The sequence below is a fragment of the Bradyrhizobium nivariense genome (assembly GCF_029846695.2).
Taxonomy (GTDB): Bacteria; Pseudomonadota; Alphaproteobacteria; order Rhizobiales; family Xanthobacteraceae; genus Bradyrhizobium.
Genome location: NZ_JARWCR020000039.1, coordinates 1 through 16,159, shown reverse-complemented (window position 1 = coordinate 16,159; position 16,159 = coordinate 1). Strand labels below are relative to the sequence as shown.

Below are 16,159 nucleotides of genomic sequence, written 5' to 3'. Positions count from 1 at the left end.
TCCGTCTGCGTATAATACGCGCATGCGAGAGCTCTTCGACATCATCCGTGCCAATCCCTGGCCGTTCGGCGCCGGGTTGTTCGTCGTGATCCTGATGATCATTGCCGAGAACTTTGGCCGCGGTATTCGAGGCGACGGCGCCGTCAGCGATTTCTCGGATGCCGATGGCGGCGACGGAGGAGGCGGCGACTAGATTCGCCCGCGGCGAACGCAGATCGCTTAATCCTCCTGCAAATCCGCCGCGATTCCCGCGAGCCAGCGCCGGACCGCGGTTTCCGCCTTGGTATCCAAATCCTGAGCTAGGCGCTTCTCCAGCGCGATCACCCGTTCGCGGCACGCCTTCAAAAGCGTCGCGCCGCGCGGCGTCAGCGTCCATTGCTGAATACGGCCGTGGACGGGATGGGGCGTCATCAGAATCGCGCCGTCACGTTCGAGATTTCGAATGATGACGCCGACGGTCTGGGGCGTCAGGAAGGTGAGGCGGGCAACGTCGGCTCCTGACAGTCCCGGATAGGCATTCAGCATGGTCAGCACCGCGAATTGCGGCGACGTCACGCCGAGATCGGCCAGCGCCCGCTCGGTCGTCAGACGGACGGCGGCGTGGGCCTGGCGCAGCAGATAGCCGAGATAACCTTGCTCGCCGCGTTTGCCTTCCCCTGGGGCTGGCACGCGCACCGCTGGAGCAGCCGTGGGTGCCTTCCGCCGGGATTGCGATCTCGTGATATCAGCCGACTTGCGCATCATGTAAGGGCTCTTATAATGTATCAGTACTCTTACAATACCACGAGGTGAACGGCAATGTCACACGCCCGCAGCGAGTACGAGGATTTCAAGAAGATCGCGCCCGATGCGTATGAGCTGGTGCTGGCGCTGGGACAGCTCGCGGCCAAGGCGGGCCTCGACAAGCAGCTGCTCGAGCTGGTCAAGCTCCGGGCATCGCAGATCAATGGCTGCGCCTTTTGCGTGCAGCATCACATCCTGCTTTCGGAGCGGATCGGCGTGCCCGTCGACAAGCTCAATTTGGTCGCGGTCTGGCGCGAGGCGCCGATCTTCTCCTCGCGCGAGCGCGCGGCGCTGGCCTGGGCGGAAGCGCTGACGTTGCTGCCGGGCGGCGTCAGCGAAGAAGTGTACGCCGAAGCAGCCCGCGAATTCTCCCAGACCGAGCTGACCTACCTGACCTCGGCGGTCGCCTCGATCAACGTCTGGAACCGTTTTGGCGCGGCGTTTCGCTGGACGCCGGCGAAGCGGCCGGTCGCGGCGAATGCCGCGGCGTCCTGATTGCAACGAAGGGAGGTTGTCTTGACAGCAATGAGTTTGCCCACCACACAGCGCCCGGTGCCCTCGCGCTCGACGGCGCTCGCCGTTGTCGCAGGGCTCGCCTGCGCGCTTGCGATCGGCAAGGCGTTGCCGGTGACGATGGACACCCTATCCGGCGCAGTCTCGCCGCTCTGCGCGACGGCCGCCGAAAGTTCGCCGCTCGACAAGGTCGAACCGATCGGCTCCTACGCGCTGCCGAACGTGCCGGGCAAGCGCGTCACCATCGTGCGCGTGTTCTACGGTCCCGGCGGGTTCTCGCGGCCGCATCGTCACGCAGGCTCGGTGACCGCCTACATCACCAAGGGCGAGATCCGCTCCCAGCTCGGCGGCGCTCCGGTCGAGACGTTTGGCGTCGGCCAGTCCTTCTTCGAGCCGCCCGGCTCGACGCATCTGGTCTCAGCCAACGCCAGCGCCACGGAGCCCGCGGAATTGATCGCGGTGTTCGTGGCGGATGAAGGCGCGCAGCTGACGACGTTGTTGGAGTAGTTCGTGCAGACTTGGAGCCCGGCTGAGCGAAGCGACACCCGGGAACAGTCTTAGCTGGAATCCTGGACGTCGCATCGCCCATCTGAGTTACAGAACCGGCGTGCCCGCTATTCTCGGACGATACCTTTCGTCAGCCTCCGTAAGACGCTGGATCGGGATTGTCGGACGGATTCTCAAAGGACTTCTTCATCGAGACAGGCATCGGGACGTGGAAGTTCAAGCCGCGCGGCGGCACCGGCTCCATGAACCATTTGTTGTAGATCTTCTCGATCTCCGGGCTCTTGTAGAGTTTGGCAGTTGCCCGATCGACCACCACCTTGAACGGTGCGTCGTCCTTGCGCAACATGATGCCGTAGGGCTCCGGATCGGAAAACGCGCCGGTGCTGATCGCGTAGAGCGACGGATCCTTCGAGGAGGCGATCATCGCGGCGAGCTGGATGTCGTCCATGACGAACGCTTGAGCGCGGTCGGTCTCAACCATCAGGAATGCCTCGGGCACGTCCTTGGCGTTCATCACGGTGATGCCGAGCGAGCGTACCGCATTGGCCTTGTTGAGCTGGGTCAGGTTGGTCGAGCCCGAGACGGATACGACGGCCTTGCCCTTGAGGTCATCGACCTGGTCGAGCTTCAGCGCCTTCTTGGATACGAAGCGGCTCGCCGTGAGGAAATGTGTGTTGGTGAAGGACACCTGCTTCTGGCGATCGGCATTGTTGGTCGTCGAGCCGCATTCCAGATCGACGGTGCCGTTCGCCATCAGCGGAATGCGGCTGGAAGAGGTGACGATGTTCTCATTGACCTCGAGCTTGTTCAGCTTGAGCTCGGTTTTGATCTCGTCGACGATCTTCATGCAGATGTCGATGGCGTAACCGACGATCTTCTGTTTGTCGTCGATATAGCTGAAGGGCACGGCACTGTCGCGTATCCCGAGTGTGATTGCGCCGGTGTCTTTAATCTTCTTCAGCGTGCCGCTTAATTCCTGGGCATGAACCGGAACGGCGAACGCGACGGCCAGAATGGCCGCCGTGGTGAGACAACGCATGTGCTTCCCTTCATCCTATTTGCCTGCCGAGAGCCAAGCAATTCTGAGGCCAGAGAAGGTTAGGGTCATGCGGGCGAGGCCGGAATCCGGTCCGGTCAGACCTTGCTTGTTGTCATTGGCGTGTCATCAAACAGGTTGGCGAGACTGCCGGCGGCGCGAGCAGCTCCTCAATTCTCTTCGCCGCCCGATCCTTCACGCTGGTCCGGCTTGATCACGTCCTCCGGCATCGCATGTGCGACCGGCTGCGGAGCACCCGCGATCTCCGGGCCGACCTCGCGGCCGCGGGCGCGAATCAGGCGCTCATAGGCCGAGACCAGCGTGACGTAAGGACTGACCCAGATCCAGCCGTCGCGGGTGAACACCTGCACGTCGAAATGCAGGTGCATCGAGGTGCCGGCCGGATGGTCGAGATAATTCGAGACCACGCCGATCTTCTCGCCCTCCGATACGATGCGGCCATTGAGCAGGCCATCGGCGTTCATCGCCTGAGGGTTCATATGCATGTAGCGAAAGCGGATGTGCTCGGTCCGGCTGTTGACTTGAAGCGTCGCGGCCTGGTCCTTGGCGGCGCGTATCACCCTCGCATCGCGCACGGCGACGACGCCGCGCTGCTTGGGATCGCAGGTTTCGCGGCCTTCGCCGGACGGTGGGCACTCGGCCGCGCGGATGTCCTCGCCCTGGTGGCCATAACCGCCGCCGCATTGCCAGACCTCGAAACTGCGGGATTCGCAGAAATTGTCGCGCCAGGGATAGGCGGTCGTGCTCTCCATCTTGTCGCGCTTGGCATAGGATTGCGAGCGTACGAACGCGGGCACCTTCTCGAGGGGAAAGCGGATCTGTGCATAGGCCATCACGTCGGGATGGCCGCCCTGCTTGCGATAGCCGGTGTTCGGGATGATGTCGCCGCTCGGCCGGTAGGTGAAGTCCGGGGAACGCTCCGCGGGACGATCGAGAATGTTGGAAGCAGTGTCCGTCAGCGGCCGCATGCGCTGGCCGCCGGCCACGCGCAGCGCCTTCAGGAAACGCTCGGCGACCGGATAGGCCTCCTTGCAGGCAAGCCGCCGCGGCTTGGCGACGCTGTCGAGGCATTGGATCGACACCACATAGGCGACGCCGAAACGGGTGAAAGCGTAGCGCACGTAGCCTTCCCGGATGAATTTGCGCAGGTCCGGGTAAAGCGCTGCGAGCGGTTTGACCGGCTCGCCCTTGCCGCCTGAGGGATCGGCGATGTCGTAGACAAGCGCCGAACCCGTGATCTGCACCTCGACCGGCCTTGCGAACACCCGGCTCGGCATGCCGTCGCCAGCGCCGGGCTCGAACGAGAATGTCGCGCTGTAGCCGGCAGGGCCGGCATCGAACATGTCGACAGAATTGAAGTCCGCCTGGTAGCGCGACAGCAAGAGTGTCGCCGGCGCGCCATTGCGCTGCGCCTCGAAATAGGCGGCGGCGTCGAACGGCAGCAGCACGGGCACGGAGCTGCGAGCGATGCCGGTGAAGAATTGCGAGGAGATCGCGTTCAGCTCCACCAGCGCCGGCATCGCACGCGGATCGTAGCGCGGCACCGAACGGCGGGGTGCGAAGATGAAATCGTCAACGGCCCGGGGATGGGCGTTGATTTCGGAGCGGAGCTGGTCGAGCGCCGCGCGCCAATCGACGCGCAGGGCCGTGAGCGAGGCGCTGCGGAATTCATCCGCTGCGAGCGGAGTGGCGATGAGGAGCGAAAGCGACGCCAGAAGTTGCGAGACGAAGCGGAAACCCTTCCCAACCACTGTCTCGCCCCCCGGCGGCACCTGTTGCGCTCGCTCCGCCCTCGCTTAGTCCTTGGCGCGCTCGGAGTAGGAGCCGTCTTCGGTCATCACCACGATGCGGGTGCCGACCGCGATGTGCGGCGGCACGGTGGTGCGCACGCCGTTGGACAAGATCGCGGGCTTGTAGGACGAGGAGGCAGTCTGGCCCTTGGTCACCGGCTCGGTCTCGACCACTTCCAGCGTCACGCGCTGCGGCAACGCGATCGACACCACGTTGACGTCGTGCGTCGACAATTTGACTGTCATGCTCTCCTGAAGATAGGCCGCGGCATCGCCGATGACGTCCTTGGTCACCTGGACCTGGTCATAGGTCTCCGGGTTCATGAAGTGAAAGCCGTCACCGTCTTCATAGAGATAGGTGAAGTTGCGCTCTTCGATCGTGGCCTTTTCGACCTGATCGGTGGTCTTGTAGCGCTCGGAGATCTTTACGCCGTCCGAGATTCGGCGCATTTCGATCTGGCTGACGGGGGTGCCCTTGCCGGGATGGATGTTCTCGGCGGTCACGACGACATATAGCTTGCCGTCTTGCTCGATCACGTTGCCCTTGCGAATAGAACTGGCGATGACTCTCAAAGCTGTATTTCCTGCTTGCTTGGCCCGGCTCAGGCCAGGACGTGGTCAAATTGATGGGGGACCTGGGGCCCCAAATCAGACCACGGCACCCGTTTCGGGCCGCAACATACTGATTTTGCCGTTGGATGCCAGCATTTTACTGGCCTGCGGGGCGGCCGGTTGATGGCTGGGGACAAGCCGATGTCGCCGTTCTGGTCGCCTGGGCGGCATCTCGACCGCCGGCCGTTCCTTCAGGCCAGGGGGGCCATCACCGGGACTCTACGGGGCTTTTTCGCCGAGCAGGGCTTCGTCGAGGTCGAAACCTCCGTTCTCCAGGTCTCCCCGGGCAACGAGACCCACCTGCACGCCCCGCGGACGGAGGTCATGCGGCCCGACGGCAGCCGTGTGAGCCGATACTTGCGGACCTCGCCGGAATTCGCCTGCAAGAAGCTGCTGGCGGCCGGGGAGACCCGGATTTTCGAGTTCGCCCGGGTGTTCCGCGACCGCGAGCGCGGCGACCTGCATCTGCCCGAATTCACCATGCTGGAATGGTACCGGGCAGACGCCCCTTATGACGCCATCATGGCCGACTGCGTCGTCGTCGTCGCCCGCGCGGCGCAGGCGACCGGTGTCGGCACCTTCGCCTTCCGCGGCCGGACCGCCGATCCCTTCGCCGAGCCGGAGCTTGTGACGGTCGCCGGCGCCTTCGAGCGGTTCGCCGGGATCGACCTGCTTGCCACCATTTCCGGCAGCGAGGGCGACCGCGCCGCGCTCGCGCAGGCGGCTGCCGGCAAGGTCCGCGTGGCCGAGGACGACACCTGGTCCGACCTCTTCAGCAAGGTCCTGGTCGAGCATGTCGAGCCGCATCTGGGGCAGGGGCGTTTGACCATTCTGTTCGAATACCCATCTCCAGAGGCGGCACTGGCCCGTGTGAAGGCCGGCGATCCCCGCGTTGCCGAGCGGTTCGAGGTCTATGCCTGCGGCGTCGAGCTCGCCAACGGCTTTGGCGAACTGACCGACGCGGAGGAGCAGCGCAAGCGCTTCACGGAATCCATGGCGGAGAAGCGACGCCGCTACGGCGAGGCCTATCCGCTGGACGAGGACTTTCTGGCCGCTGTCGCCGAAATGCCGGAGGCGAGCGGCGTCGCGCTCGGCTTCGACCGGCTGGTGATGCTGGCGAGCGGCGCATCGCGAATTGATCAGGTGGTCTGGACGCCGCCTGCAAATGAAACGTTAAGTGAGACATGACGAAGAGCAATCTTGCACGCACATTGCGCGAGCCGGCCGAACTTGTGGCCGACCAGCTTGTAACTGCCGAAGCGCTACCCGCGCTCGAACGCGTCGCCGCGCGCTACGCAGTTGCGATTACGCCGGCCCTGGTCGAACTGATCGACAAATCCAATCCCGACGATCCGATCGCGCGGCAATTCGTTCCGACTGCCGCGGAGCTGGAGATGCAGCCGGGCGAGAATGCCGATCCGATCGGCGATCATCCGCACTCGCCGGTTCCCGGGATCGTGCATCGCTATCCCGACCGCGTGCTGTTCAAGCTCGTTCACGTCTGCGCGGTCTATTGCCGCTTCTGCTTCCGCCGCGAGATGGTCGGACCCGGCAAGGAGAACGCGCTCTCGGACGGCGCCTACCGCGCGGCGATCGACTACATCCGTTCGCACAGCGAGATCTGGGAGGTGATCCTGACCGGCGGCGATCCCCTGATGTTGTCGCCGCGGCGGATGAGCGAGATCATGGCCGATCTTGCCGGCATCGATCACGTCAAGATCATCCGCCTTCACACCCGCGTGCCGGTGGCTGATCCCGCGCGCATCAGCCACGAGATGGTCGCGGCGCTGAAGGCTGAAGGCGCGACCACCTGGGTGGCGCTGCATGCCAACCATGCGCGCGAACTGACGGGGCCGGCGCGCGCCGCCTGCGCGCGGCTCGTCGATGCCGGAATTCCCATGGTGAGTCAGTCCGTGCTTTTGCGCGGTGTCAACGACAACGTGACCGCTCTGTCGGATTTGATGCGAGCCTTCGTCGAATGCCGGATCAAGCCCTATTACCTGCATCACGGCGATCTCGCGCCAGGCACGGCGCATCTGCGAACGACGCTCGCCGAGGGCCAGGATTTGATGCGGCAGTTGCGCGGACGGGTGTCAGGACTGTGTCAGCCTGACTATGTCATCGACATTCCCGGAGGCGCCGGCAAGTCGCCGGTGGGGCCGAATTACGTGTTGCCGATGCAAAATACCGCACCTGATGCGGGTGATGCGGCATCGGAAACGCGCTATCGTATCGTGGATTACTGCGGCGACGTTCACCTCTATCCGCCCGAGACCTGAGCGGTCGCGATGGAGACGCCGGCTTGAGCAATGGAGGAAAGACATGAAGAAGATCATGGTGGCAGTATCGCTCGTGGTCTTGCTCGGCGGCGCGGCGGTTGCGCAGACCGGCAGCCCCAAGGGATCGACATCGGGCGGCGCGACGTCCGGATCGTTGCCACAGGCGCCGGTCGGGCATCGCCAGGTGCGTGCCGCCGATGTGCCCAGCGAGAAGAACCTGAGCGACCCGAACGATCCCCTCAGCAAGGAAAATCAGGCGCTCGACAAGAAGATCAAGAGCATCTGCCGCGGCTGCTAGGCGCCGGAGCAGCGGGCAGGGTGCGACAGCCTCACCCCGCCCGCAATCGTTCGGTCAGGCGGAGCGCTCGTGCAGCCCTGCGCGCTTGGTGTTGCGCCGGATCTCGACCGCGTCAGCGAGCTGCGCGAGCACGGTTGCCGTGGTCGCCCAGTCGATGCATCCGTCCGTGATGCTCTGGCCGTAGGTGAGCGGCTTGCCCGGCACCACGTCCTGGCGCCCGGCGACGAGATTGCTCTCGACCATCACCCCCATGATGCGGCTCTCGCCGCCGGAAATCTGCCCGGCGATGTCGGCCGTCACAAGCGGCTGGTTGTCCGGCTTCTTGCTCGAATTGGCGTGGCTCGCATCGACCATCACGAGTGGCGCGACGCCGGACTTCGCCAGATCGTTGCAGGCCTCCGCGACGCTTGCCGCATCGTAGTTCGGCTTGCTGCCGCCGCGCAGGATGATGTGACAGTCCTCGTTGCCCGCAGTCGAGGCGATCGCAGAGCGGCCGAGCTTGGTCACCGCCATGAAATGATGCGGATGCGAGGCCGACTTCACCGCGTCCGCCGCGATCCGCACATTGCCGTCGGTGCCGTTCTTGAAGCCGACCGGGCAGGACAGCCCGGAGGCCAGCTCGCGATGGATCTGGCTTTCGGTCGTGCGCGCGCCGATCGCCGCCCAGGACACGAGGTCCGCGATATATTGCGGCGTCGTCATGTCGAGGAATTCGGTGCCGGCGGGCAGGCCGAGATTATTGACCGCCGAGAGCACGTTGCGCGCCAGCCGCAGACCCCTGTTGATGTCGAAGCTGCCGTCCAAATCAGGATCGTTGATCAGGCCCTTCCAGCCGACGGTGGTGCGCGGCTTCTCGAAATAGACCCGCATCACGATCTCGAGCTGGTCGGCGAGATCTTCGCGCAAGCACGCGAGGCGCTCGGCGTATTCGAGCGCGGCCCTGGGGTCATGCACCGAGCAGGGGCCGACCACGACCAGCAGCCGATCGTCCTGGCCATTGAGGATCGCATGGATGGCGTTGCGTGCCGCCATCACCACGCGCGTCGCGGTGAGCGTGCGCGGGACTTCCCGCATCACCTCTTCCGGCGTGCTCAGCTCTTTCAGTTCGCGGATACGAAGATCGTCGGTCGTGCTCAGCACGGCGGGCTCCTGTCATTTTGAGAACCTGCCGGCCAATAAAAAAGCCGCCAGGTCTGGCGGCTTGTTCGGACGTTTGCTGCAATATTTCAGATTGAGCGCGATCCTCCTGCCGCCAGCGAGCTGTCGTAGCTAAAGTACCAAAAATAGCTGGTGACGAGGGTGATCATGGCCAGTCATATAGCGCGCGATTGGCGGGTTGTCACCCCCCCAATCGACGTGAGAGCCACCGGGCGCCTCAACTGTTGCTGTTGCGTGCCGCCAGCGCCATGCCGATCAGCGTGGCGCCGCCGAACAGCAGGTTGATGCCGACGAGGATGCCGATTGCCCATTCCGCCGAGCTCGGCAATCCCGTGATCACCATGAACGAGATCGCGATGTCGACGAGGCCCGAGATCAGGAGCCACGACCAGCGGCCACCCGGCTCGCGGCGGTGCTCCAGCGCGTACATGATGGTGGCGACGCCCTCGGCGAGGAAATAGGCGCCGAGCACGATGGTCAGCGTCAGCACGGCCTGCATCGGCCGCGCCAGCAGCAGCATGCCGGCGAGCACGGCGAGCGCGGCCGAGATCAGCGACCACCAGAAGCCCGGCGTGCTGCGCGCCCAATAGGTGGCGATCAATCCGCCGATGCCGCTGATCAGGAACATCCAGCCGAGGAAGATCGCGATCGCAAGGCTCGCAAGCGGCGGCAGGATCAGTGCGGCAACGCCGAGAACGGCGAGCAGGATACCTTCGAACAGGAAGGCTTTCCAATGTGCCTTGACCGTCCGGCTCATGGCGGATTGCAGCCGGGAAAAATCCTCAGGTGATGTCATCGGCAGACTCCAGATCGGCAGGCTCCAGATCGACAGGCGTGTGCTTAATCTAGTATGCGCACACCGCGCTTGCCATCCCGCGGTTCAGCCGCCGCCGTGCGCCGACGAAAAACCTTCCCCGCTGGTGCGGATGCGATTGCGTCCGAGAACATAGATCGCGGTCGTGACGATCAGAAGGGCGAGGCCGAGCAGGATCGAGACCAAGCCGATCGGGATCAGGGCCAGCGTCAGATTGCGCTCGGGGTTGATGAGCCAGTGATGAATCGAGGTCAGCACGAAGGCGAGACCGAGAAAGCCGACGCCGCCGCCGGCGAGCAGCAGCGCCCACATCCGGCGCAACTGGCTGAGCCGCTCGCGCGCGATTTCGGTCCGGGGCGCGTGATGGCGCGCGACACGCCGTACCAGCCGGATGGCGAAGGCGATCGAGCTGAAGCCGATCAGCAGGCTCGCGCCGCCCAACCACATCCGCAGCGTCGGATCGAGATCCGGCATGCGCTGGAGTGTGAGCAGGGGAAAGTCGAAGGCCGAATGCAGGGCGAGCGGGCCTGCGAAGATCAGCAGGCGGCTGGAGAGGCGGGCCCAGTCGCGATGATGGCGGTTCGCACCCAGCGCCGTGCCGGCGCGCGCGATGGTCAGATAGGCGCCGGCGATGATGCCGAGCGCGCCGTGGAACGGCACGGTCAGCACGCTGCGCAGGGCGGCCAGCGAGCGCCACATCTCGGCATGCTGGACGAGATAGGCGAGGTTCTCGTAGGCGGCAAAGCCCAGGCCGACCGCGGCACCATAGACCACGGTGTCCATCGGATTGGCGAAGGTCCGCCGCTTGGTCGAGGCGACCAGCACGATGGCGATCACCTTGACCGCTTCCTCCGGCAGCGCGACGCCGAAGATCGAATGCATCGCCAGCGCCGCCCAGGGATTGTCGGGGGCCGCGACCATTCTGGCGAAGGGGGCGCGGGCGAGGCCCAGCAGCGAAATGCTGGCCGCGCCGAGCAGGAACGCGGTCCAGACCTGGGCCGGCGGTCCCGGACGTTCCTCGGCGGCAATGACAAGCCACAGCATCAGCAGCGCCGGGGCGATGGCGGCCGTTCCGATGACGGTGGGTAACGCTTCAATCAGGTACATCGGCGCCGAAAATAGGTTCCCTTGATCCGCTTATCCACATTCACCGATGCGACCATGTGTCATGCGCTTGCTGTCGGCTCCCTTAACAAGCGCGACAGCCGGCGTTCATCAGGACCGCCGGCGCGGTGTAGAATACGGAGCGCAATCAATCGCATGACAGAACCATTTCGTCAGCCATGGAAACGGTCGCGCGCCCGCCACCGGATCGCGATTTGTAAGTCAGATCAAGGTAATGTGCAGGTTTCTTCGATTCACGATGCACGTGTCGCCGTGGCAAGTCCAGAGCCGGGATGGCGCCGTCCGGGCAGCGTACGGCCGGTCGGGCCGGACTAGTCACGCTTCGTCGCGCGGGATGGTGACGCGATCCGGCGTGTCCGTACCTGCTCCAGCTCCCAGAAGGCGCGTATGAGGCACGTGCCCAGGCAGAACACGATGAGCAGCAGCAGGAAGGCTTGGTCGACGGCAGGGATCTGTATCATGGCGTTGATCAAGCAACGCGCATGCCATGCGTTCCCGCAATGGCCTGCGCTGTGCGCAGCCGCGCCTTCATAACGCGCGGCCTGCGCCGGACAGATCGGCGGCGGAAATGGCTGTTTCCAGCCTTCAATGCGTGGTCAACGGCGGCGGTGCGTCGGGCGCGATGTCGAAGGCGCCGAGATGGAATTTGCCGCCGATGGACTCGTCCGGCTCGGAATGTTCCGCCATCAGCGTGAACGCGGCCTGCGGGTATTGCTTCCAGATTTCGAGATCGCCGGCGGTGATGGTGAGCCAGCCGAACGTGTACATATAGCGTCCGGGCTCGGTAACCCGGCCGACCCTGTCCCAGGTGATCTTGTCGATTGTGATCTTGTCGACTGCCATTCGGTCCCCCGATCGCAAGTCTGCAAATGATGTCCGGCACGAGGCGCGGACCTTCAAAAGCTGATCCCGGAATGGGGCTGCGATAGGGCGACGAGGCGGAGGATCAGGCCGATTGCAGCAAGGGCGTACGGACGATCAGCCGAACGAGGTCGTCCCGCGACTGCTTTTCGGCGAATTTGACCGCAAAGCCGTCGTCGAATTTGCGGATCACGCGCCCGACGCAGGCGCCGACCGCAAGCGGAGTTCCCATAGGCGGGTCGTATTCGCAGGATATCGCGACACCGGCCGTGGAGACGTCGATGATGAAGCAAGGATGGGTGCCGCCGTCGGCGAGCGTCAGGAAGGTGTGCGCGACCTGCGGAACGAAGCGCGCGTCATTCCGCAGCTCCTCGACGCTGGCGTCCTTCTGCTTCTTCTCGAGCCAGGTCAGCTTTTCCGACATCCAGGCGCGCCGGGCCCGCGTCATGTCGAGCTCCATCAGGAAGCCCGACTTCAGCGTCGCGCTGATGGTGCACTGGAATTCGCCAAAATCCTGGAAATAGGAGGTCACGCGCTCGCCGACCTTGCCGACCACCGGCACGTCGACCATCATGCGGAACGGCGAGACGCGGCTGGTGCGGCAGGCGAAGGTACGGAGCTTGCCCTCGCAATCGTACCAGCGCGGCAGCGAGTAGCTGCCACTCACGGTGACTTGCACTGCACGCTGCCTGAGGAAGTCTGCGACGGACATGGGCGCCAATCGTGTTTCGGAGTATTTCCGTAATTCCACGGTAGCGATCAAATTCTAAGCAAATGATACCGGCACTCACGAGCAGGGGTAAATTTCCGGTAAATGCGCGGATCGGGGCGGGCGGCATAGCGCCGCGATTATGAGGCCCGTGATCTCACAACCGCGTCATCCGAGCAGCACCAGCAGAGCCAACGCGCCAATGGCCATGACGAGCTTGATCGTCGCGCAGGCCAGGCCGTCCGGTCTGCTCTCAAATCCGAACCACGGCAGTGCACGCCGCATCGCGCGCGTTGCGAATGCTTCGACGATGGCGAGCAGAAGAGCGATGCCGGCGATGAGGGACCATGATGCGTCCGGCAGCATCCATGCCGCGAGCCACGCGGGGACGGACGCTTTCAACGACGCCAGCAGCGCGAACCATCCGAACAGAGATACGAAGCCCTTGATGATGTCGGGCCCGATCGTGTCGGGCTCGAAACGGATGCCGATGTTTCCAAGCGCGCGTTCGATGCGCTCGCTATCGGTGAAGAAGAGGAAGGCGCCGAGGTAGAGCGGAACGCGCGACTGAAAGAGCAGCGCGACGATGCCGAACAGGACGGCGTAGCCGTAGGCGTCAGCGAGGATGGTCGTGCCGGCCATATGCGACGGCTCCGGCGCGGCCGTCGCCTGGCGCTGCGGAAGCGATCTGGCGCGTGCCATGTGCTCCAGCATTCTGGCGCGCCGCTCCGGCGCGTAAGCTGCCGTACGGTGCATCCATGGCGGCGGCGCCGGCGAGGCAATTCCGGCCTGGTCGTCCGAGGGAGATTTGCGCTGCGCCATGGGCCTGCATCCGGTTCCAACAGGACATTGGTCGGAGGCGAGGGGCAGGGAGGTTCATGTGAGGGCGGCAGATTTCGCCACGTCATCCGATGGCCGGATGATGGCGCTCCCTAGCGGAATCGAACCGCTCTCTCCACCGTGAAAGGGTGGCGTCCTAACCGATAGACGAAGGGAGCAAACCCAGGGGCCCCGCCGCTCTTCGCGGCACGGCCGCTGGCCGTCCGAACAGGGCCCGGCGGCTGCAGCGGGCGAACCTATAATGGCCTTTGGCGCCCTGGGCAAGCCGTTCGGGAACGGTCTTTTGGCACCGGTGGATAGCATCCCCCCGGGATCATTCGGGGGGCGAATTCAACGGTTTCTTAGGGTTCCCTCGCTAGCGCTGGAATGGGAGAATTTCAGCCAATGCCACAGCCCAAGAAGCGCGCGGCCCGCAAGTCGTTGTCGCAGCACGCCTGGATCACGCTCGACGGCGGGTTCGCGGCACGGCATTGCCTGGTCCAGGACATCTCGAGCTCCGGCGCGAAGATCACGCTGGACGACGATGCGAGCCAGCTCCCGGGCGTGATCCGGATGGCGTTCGCGCGCGATGCGCGGACCGGGCGGAGCTGCCAGGTGGTCTGGCGCCGCGGCAAATCGGCCGGCGTCAAGTTCATCTGACCCCGGGCGAAGCGACCCCGATGGCGCGCGGCGCCTGTCCGGGCTAGAACGGCCCGCATGCGTGCGCCGCTCCTCATCCTGATCTCGTTGCTGACCATCTCCGCGGCCGCGGCGGAGGCCTTGCGCCTTCCGCCTGCGGAGCGCCCCCAGGCCGGCAAGGCCTTGCCGCTGAAGGGTGCAGGCGGGACGGCCAAGGCGGGCTCCTGCGCATCCTACGGCCGTGGCTTCCATATGGTCGAGAGCACCGGCACCTGCGTCAAGATCGGCGGCTCGATCAGCGTCGAGACCACGGTCAGGCGCTGACCCCAATGCCGCCGGATATCATGTCGTCGGATATCATGCGGCCCGAGATCATCGTCCCGTTCGTGATGTATTGCGCGCTGTTGTTGTGGGTCGGCCGCGGCCTGAACTGGACCGCGCGGCTCGCCACCGCGGCCGTGACGCTGGTGCTGATCGTCTGCGTGCTGCTGGTCGAGCGCGGCTGGCCTTAGAGGCATGATCCGGAAAAGTGCGAAGCGGTTTTCTGAAGAGATCATGTTCAAACAACAGGGCCCCCAAACAAAAAACGCGAAAACAACCCCATGCACAGTAGCCGCCAGGTCCCGGCGGCGCGCGGCAAAATGCCGATTCATCGTGCTCTCGGCGGACTTTAAGCCGCGTCACCGCTCACGACATCGGCGGTGCCACATACTGCGCAAATCCGGGCCGTTTGCCGAGTTCGGCGAGCCAGCGCGTCAGATGCGGCTGCGCGGGCCGGGCGATGCCTTCGACGCCGAGCCAGCGCCGCGCATAGACGCCGATCGCGATGTCGGCGAGCGTGAACGCATCGCCGTCCATGAACGGGCGCGATGAGAGCAGGCGGTCGGCGATGGCCCAGACCTCGGCGGCGGCATCGGCATCCCGCTGCACCTGGATCATGTCGCGCTCAGTGGGCGCCGTGCGCACGATGCCCCAGAACACCGGGCGGTCGACCGGCTGCACCATCGACAGCGTCCAGTCGAGCCAGCGGTCGACCGAGGCGCGCAGCTTCGGCGCGTCGGGATAGATCGGCGTGCCGCGGCCGTGCGCGAGGCAGAGATAGCGCATGATGGAGTTGGACTCCCACAGCACGAAGTCGCCCTCGACCAGCGTCGGGATCCGCGCATTGGGGTTCATCGCGAGATAGTCGGCCTCGCGGGTCTTGCCGAAAGCCATGCCGGCGTCGATGCGCTCATAGGGCAGGCCGAGCTCGGTGAGGCACCACAGCACCTTCTGCACGTTGACCGAATTGGCGCGGCCCCAGATCGTCAGTTTTTGGTCCGGCACATCATCCTCCCGCGGCTTTTCTTTCGGCGCGGTGATAGCGGAATTCTGCCTTTTGATCGATGCGCGATTGCGGCGAGCCCCTCATGCAAAAAGCTCCGCCCGGGGCGGAGCTTTCCGTAAGCCAAGTGAACCTTGAAGCAGTAAACCTTGAAGCAAGTGAACCTTGAAGCAGCAAGCCTTGAAGCAGCAAGCCTTGCGATCAGTGGCCGAAGAACAGCCACAGCAAAATGATCACCGGGATCGGCACACCCAGCAGCCACAACAAAATACCGCGTCCCATCGCGTCCTCCTCCATTCGCATTGTCGAAGAGAGAACGCGAGGGACGAGGGCTGGTTCCTGCGCGAAGGCGCTACCAATGACCGGTGTTGGGCATCGACGACCACGGCTCCTGCGGCGGCTTCGGCTCGCCCTTCTGCAGGATCTCGATCGAGTGCAAATCGGGCGAGCGGACGAAGGCCATGTTGCCGTCGCGCGGGGGACGGTTGATGGTGACGCCCGCCTTCATCAGCTTCTCGCAGGTGGCGTAGATGTCGTCGACCTCATAGGCGAGATGGCCGAAGAAGCGGTCCTCGCCATATTTTTCCTCGTCCCAATTCCAGGTGAGCTCGACCAGCGGCGCGCCGCGCGATTGCGGCTGCTTCTTCAGCGCCTCGATATCGTCCGACGAGCACAGGAACACCAGCGTAAAACGCCCCTTGTCGTTCTCGATCCGCCGCACCTCCTTCAGTCCCAGCGCATCCTGGTAAAACTTCAGCGCAACATCGAGATTGCGCACGCGCAGCATGGTGTGGAGGTATCGCATGGTTGTTGCTCCCTTGACGGGTGGGGTTTTGCTTTGGGCCGGGACGGCGGGGGTAGGAGATAGCAG

Annotated in this window: 21 protein-coding genes and 1 tRNA gene; 9 read left to right on the top strand and 13 right to left on the bottom strand. The window is 64.4% G+C overall.

The features are described 5' to 3' along the window. The first annotated feature begins 22 nt into the window (after positions 1-22). Positions 23-193 (top strand): hypothetical protein, encoded by a 171-nt coding sequence (locus QCM77_RS27365; RefSeq protein WP_279665950.1) that lies wholly within the window; start codon positions 23-25, stop codon positions 191-193. A 26-nt stretch (positions 194-219) separates the two neighbouring features. Here the strand turns inward: QCM77_RS27365 and QCM77_RS27360 are convergent, their stop codons facing one another. Beyond that, on the bottom strand, positions 220-744 hold the full coding sequence (locus tag QCM77_RS27360; protein ID WP_279665952.1) for a MarR family winged helix-turn-helix transcriptional regulator: 525 nt from the start codon (positions 742-744) through the stop codon (positions 220-222). A 54-nt stretch (positions 745-798) separates the two neighbouring features. Between QCM77_RS27360 and QCM77_RS27355 the strand changes: the two genes are divergently transcribed. Then, on the top strand, positions 799-1,278 hold the full coding sequence (locus QCM77_RS27355) for a carboxymuconolactone decarboxylase family protein (protein WP_279665954.1): 480 nt from the start codon (positions 799-801) through the stop codon (positions 1,276-1,278). Positions 1,279-1,299: 21 nt separating this feature from the next. After that, complete coding sequence (locus QCM77_RS27350; protein ID WP_279665956.1) at positions 1,300-1,803, top strand: cupin domain-containing protein; 504 nt, start codon at positions 1,300-1,302, stop codon at positions 1,801-1,803. A gap of 130 nt (positions 1,804-1,933) precedes the next feature. On the opposite strand, the gene QCM77_RS27345 is transcribed toward QCM77_RS27350, so the two are convergent. The 3 genes from QCM77_RS27345 to efp form a co-directional block, all read right to left on the bottom strand. Next, positions 1,934-2,842, bottom strand: coding sequence for an amino acid ABC transporter substrate-binding protein (locus QCM77_RS27345; RefSeq protein WP_279665957.1), 909 nt, complete (start codon positions 2,840-2,842; stop codon positions 1,934-1,936). 167 nt (positions 2,843-3,009) lie between these two features. Next, complete coding sequence (locus QCM77_RS27340; protein ID WP_279665958.1) at positions 3,010-4,632, bottom strand: M23 family peptidase; 1,623 nt, start codon at positions 4,630-4,632, stop codon at positions 3,010-3,012. Between the two features lie 24 nt (positions 4,633-4,656). Beyond that, positions 4,657-5,223, bottom strand: coding sequence for an elongation factor P (efp, locus tag QCM77_RS27335; protein WP_279665960.1), 567 nt, complete (start codon positions 5,221-5,223; stop codon positions 4,657-4,659). 162 nt (positions 5,224-5,385) lie between these two features. On the opposite strand from efp, the gene epmA reads away from it, so the two are divergent. Genes epmA through QCM77_RS27320 form a run of 3 tightly spaced genes read left to right on the top strand, consistent with a single transcriptional unit; the run spans position 5,386 to position 7,839 of the window. Next, on the top strand, positions 5,386-6,450 hold the full coding sequence (epmA, locus tag QCM77_RS27330; RefSeq protein ID WP_279665961.1) for an EF-P lysine aminoacylase EpmA: 1,065 nt from the start codon (positions 5,386-5,388) through the stop codon (positions 6,448-6,450). Next, positions 6,447-7,541: a lysine-2,3-aminomutase-like protein gene (locus QCM77_RS27325; protein ID WP_279665962.1), complete on the top strand. Its 1,095-nt coding sequence runs from the start codon at positions 6,447-6,449 to the stop codon at positions 7,539-7,541. The genes epmA and QCM77_RS27325 overlap by 4 nt, the downstream gene beginning before the upstream one ends. A gap of 43 nt (positions 7,542-7,584) precedes the next feature. Continuing rightward, on the top strand, positions 7,585-7,839 hold the full coding sequence (locus QCM77_RS27320; RefSeq protein ID WP_279665964.1) for a hypothetical protein: 255 nt from the start codon (positions 7,585-7,587) through the stop codon (positions 7,837-7,839). A gap of 54 nt (positions 7,840-7,893) precedes the next feature. On the opposite strand, the gene QCM77_RS27315 is transcribed toward QCM77_RS27320, so the two are convergent. The 7 genes from QCM77_RS27315 to QCM77_RS27285 all read right to left on the bottom strand — a co-directional run bounded on the left by QCM77_RS27315 (position 7,894) and on the right by QCM77_RS27285 (position 13,504). Continuing rightward, complete coding sequence (locus QCM77_RS27315) at positions 7,894-8,979, bottom strand: 3-deoxy-7-phosphoheptulonate synthase (protein WP_279665965.1); 1,086 nt, start codon at positions 8,977-8,979, stop codon at positions 7,894-7,896. Positions 8,980-9,214: 235 nt separating this feature from the next. After that, positions 9,215-9,793 carry an HdeD family acid-resistance protein gene (locus tag QCM77_RS27310; protein WP_279665967.1) on the bottom strand — a complete coding sequence of 193 codons (579 nt, stop codon included), beginning with the start codon at positions 9,791-9,793 and terminating at the stop codon, positions 9,215-9,217. Between the two features lie 84 nt (positions 9,794-9,877). Further along, complete coding sequence (locus QCM77_RS27305) at positions 9,878-10,918, bottom strand: PrsW family glutamic-type intramembrane protease (protein WP_279665969.1); 1,041 nt, start codon at positions 10,916-10,918, stop codon at positions 9,878-9,880. A gap of 603 nt (positions 10,919-11,521) precedes the next feature. Continuing rightward, positions 11,522-11,779 carry a hypothetical protein gene (locus QCM77_RS27300; RefSeq protein WP_279665970.1) on the bottom strand — a complete coding sequence of 86 codons (258 nt, stop codon included), beginning with the start codon at positions 11,777-11,779 and terminating at the stop codon, positions 11,522-11,524. A gap of 103 nt (positions 11,780-11,882) precedes the next feature. Further along, positions 11,883-12,509, bottom strand: coding sequence for a PilZ domain-containing protein (locus QCM77_RS27295; RefSeq protein ID WP_279665971.1), 627 nt, complete (start codon positions 12,507-12,509; stop codon positions 11,883-11,885). A gap of 165 nt (positions 12,510-12,674) precedes the next feature. After that, the gene (locus QCM77_RS27290) at positions 12,675-13,328 is read right to left on the bottom strand and encodes a hypothetical protein (protein ID WP_279665972.1); all 654 of its coding nucleotides are present in this window, start codon (positions 13,326-13,328) and stop codon (positions 12,675-12,677) included. Between the two features lie 101 nt (positions 13,329-13,429). Beyond that, a tRNA-Glu gene (locus QCM77_RS27285) sits at positions 13,430-13,504 on the bottom strand. Positions 13,505-13,730: 226 nt separating this feature from the next. Between QCM77_RS27285 and QCM77_RS27280 the strand changes: the two genes are divergently transcribed. Genes QCM77_RS27280 through QCM77_RS27270 form a run of 3 tightly spaced genes read left to right on the top strand, consistent with a single transcriptional unit; the run spans position 13,731 to position 14,476 of the window. Then, positions 13,731-13,985, top strand: coding sequence for a PilZ domain-containing protein (locus QCM77_RS27280; protein ID WP_279665974.1), 255 nt, complete (start codon positions 13,731-13,733; stop codon positions 13,983-13,985). A gap of 57 nt (positions 13,986-14,042) precedes the next feature. Next, a complete protein-coding gene (locus QCM77_RS27275; protein WP_279665976.1) occupies positions 14,043-14,288 on the top strand; it encodes a hypothetical protein in 246 nt (81 codons plus the stop codon). A 5-nt stretch (positions 14,289-14,293) separates the two neighbouring features. Beyond that, a complete protein-coding gene (locus QCM77_RS27270; RefSeq protein WP_279665977.1) occupies positions 14,294-14,476 on the top strand; it encodes a hypothetical protein in 183 nt (60 codons plus the stop codon). Positions 14,477-14,651: 175 nt separating this feature from the next. Here QCM77_RS27270 and QCM77_RS27265 read toward each other — a convergent pair whose 3' ends face one another. Both QCM77_RS27265 and QCM77_RS27260 read right to left on the bottom strand, forming a co-directional pair. Further along, entirely contained in the window at positions 14,652-15,290 is a 639-nt protein-coding gene (locus QCM77_RS27265; RefSeq protein WP_279665978.1) for a glutathione S-transferase family protein, read from the bottom strand. 350 nt (positions 15,291-15,640) lie between these two features. After that, entirely contained in the window at positions 15,641-16,093 is a 453-nt protein-coding gene (locus tag QCM77_RS27260) for a VOC family protein (protein WP_279665980.1), read from the bottom strand. Between the last annotated feature and the right edge of the window lie 66 nt (positions 16,094-16,159).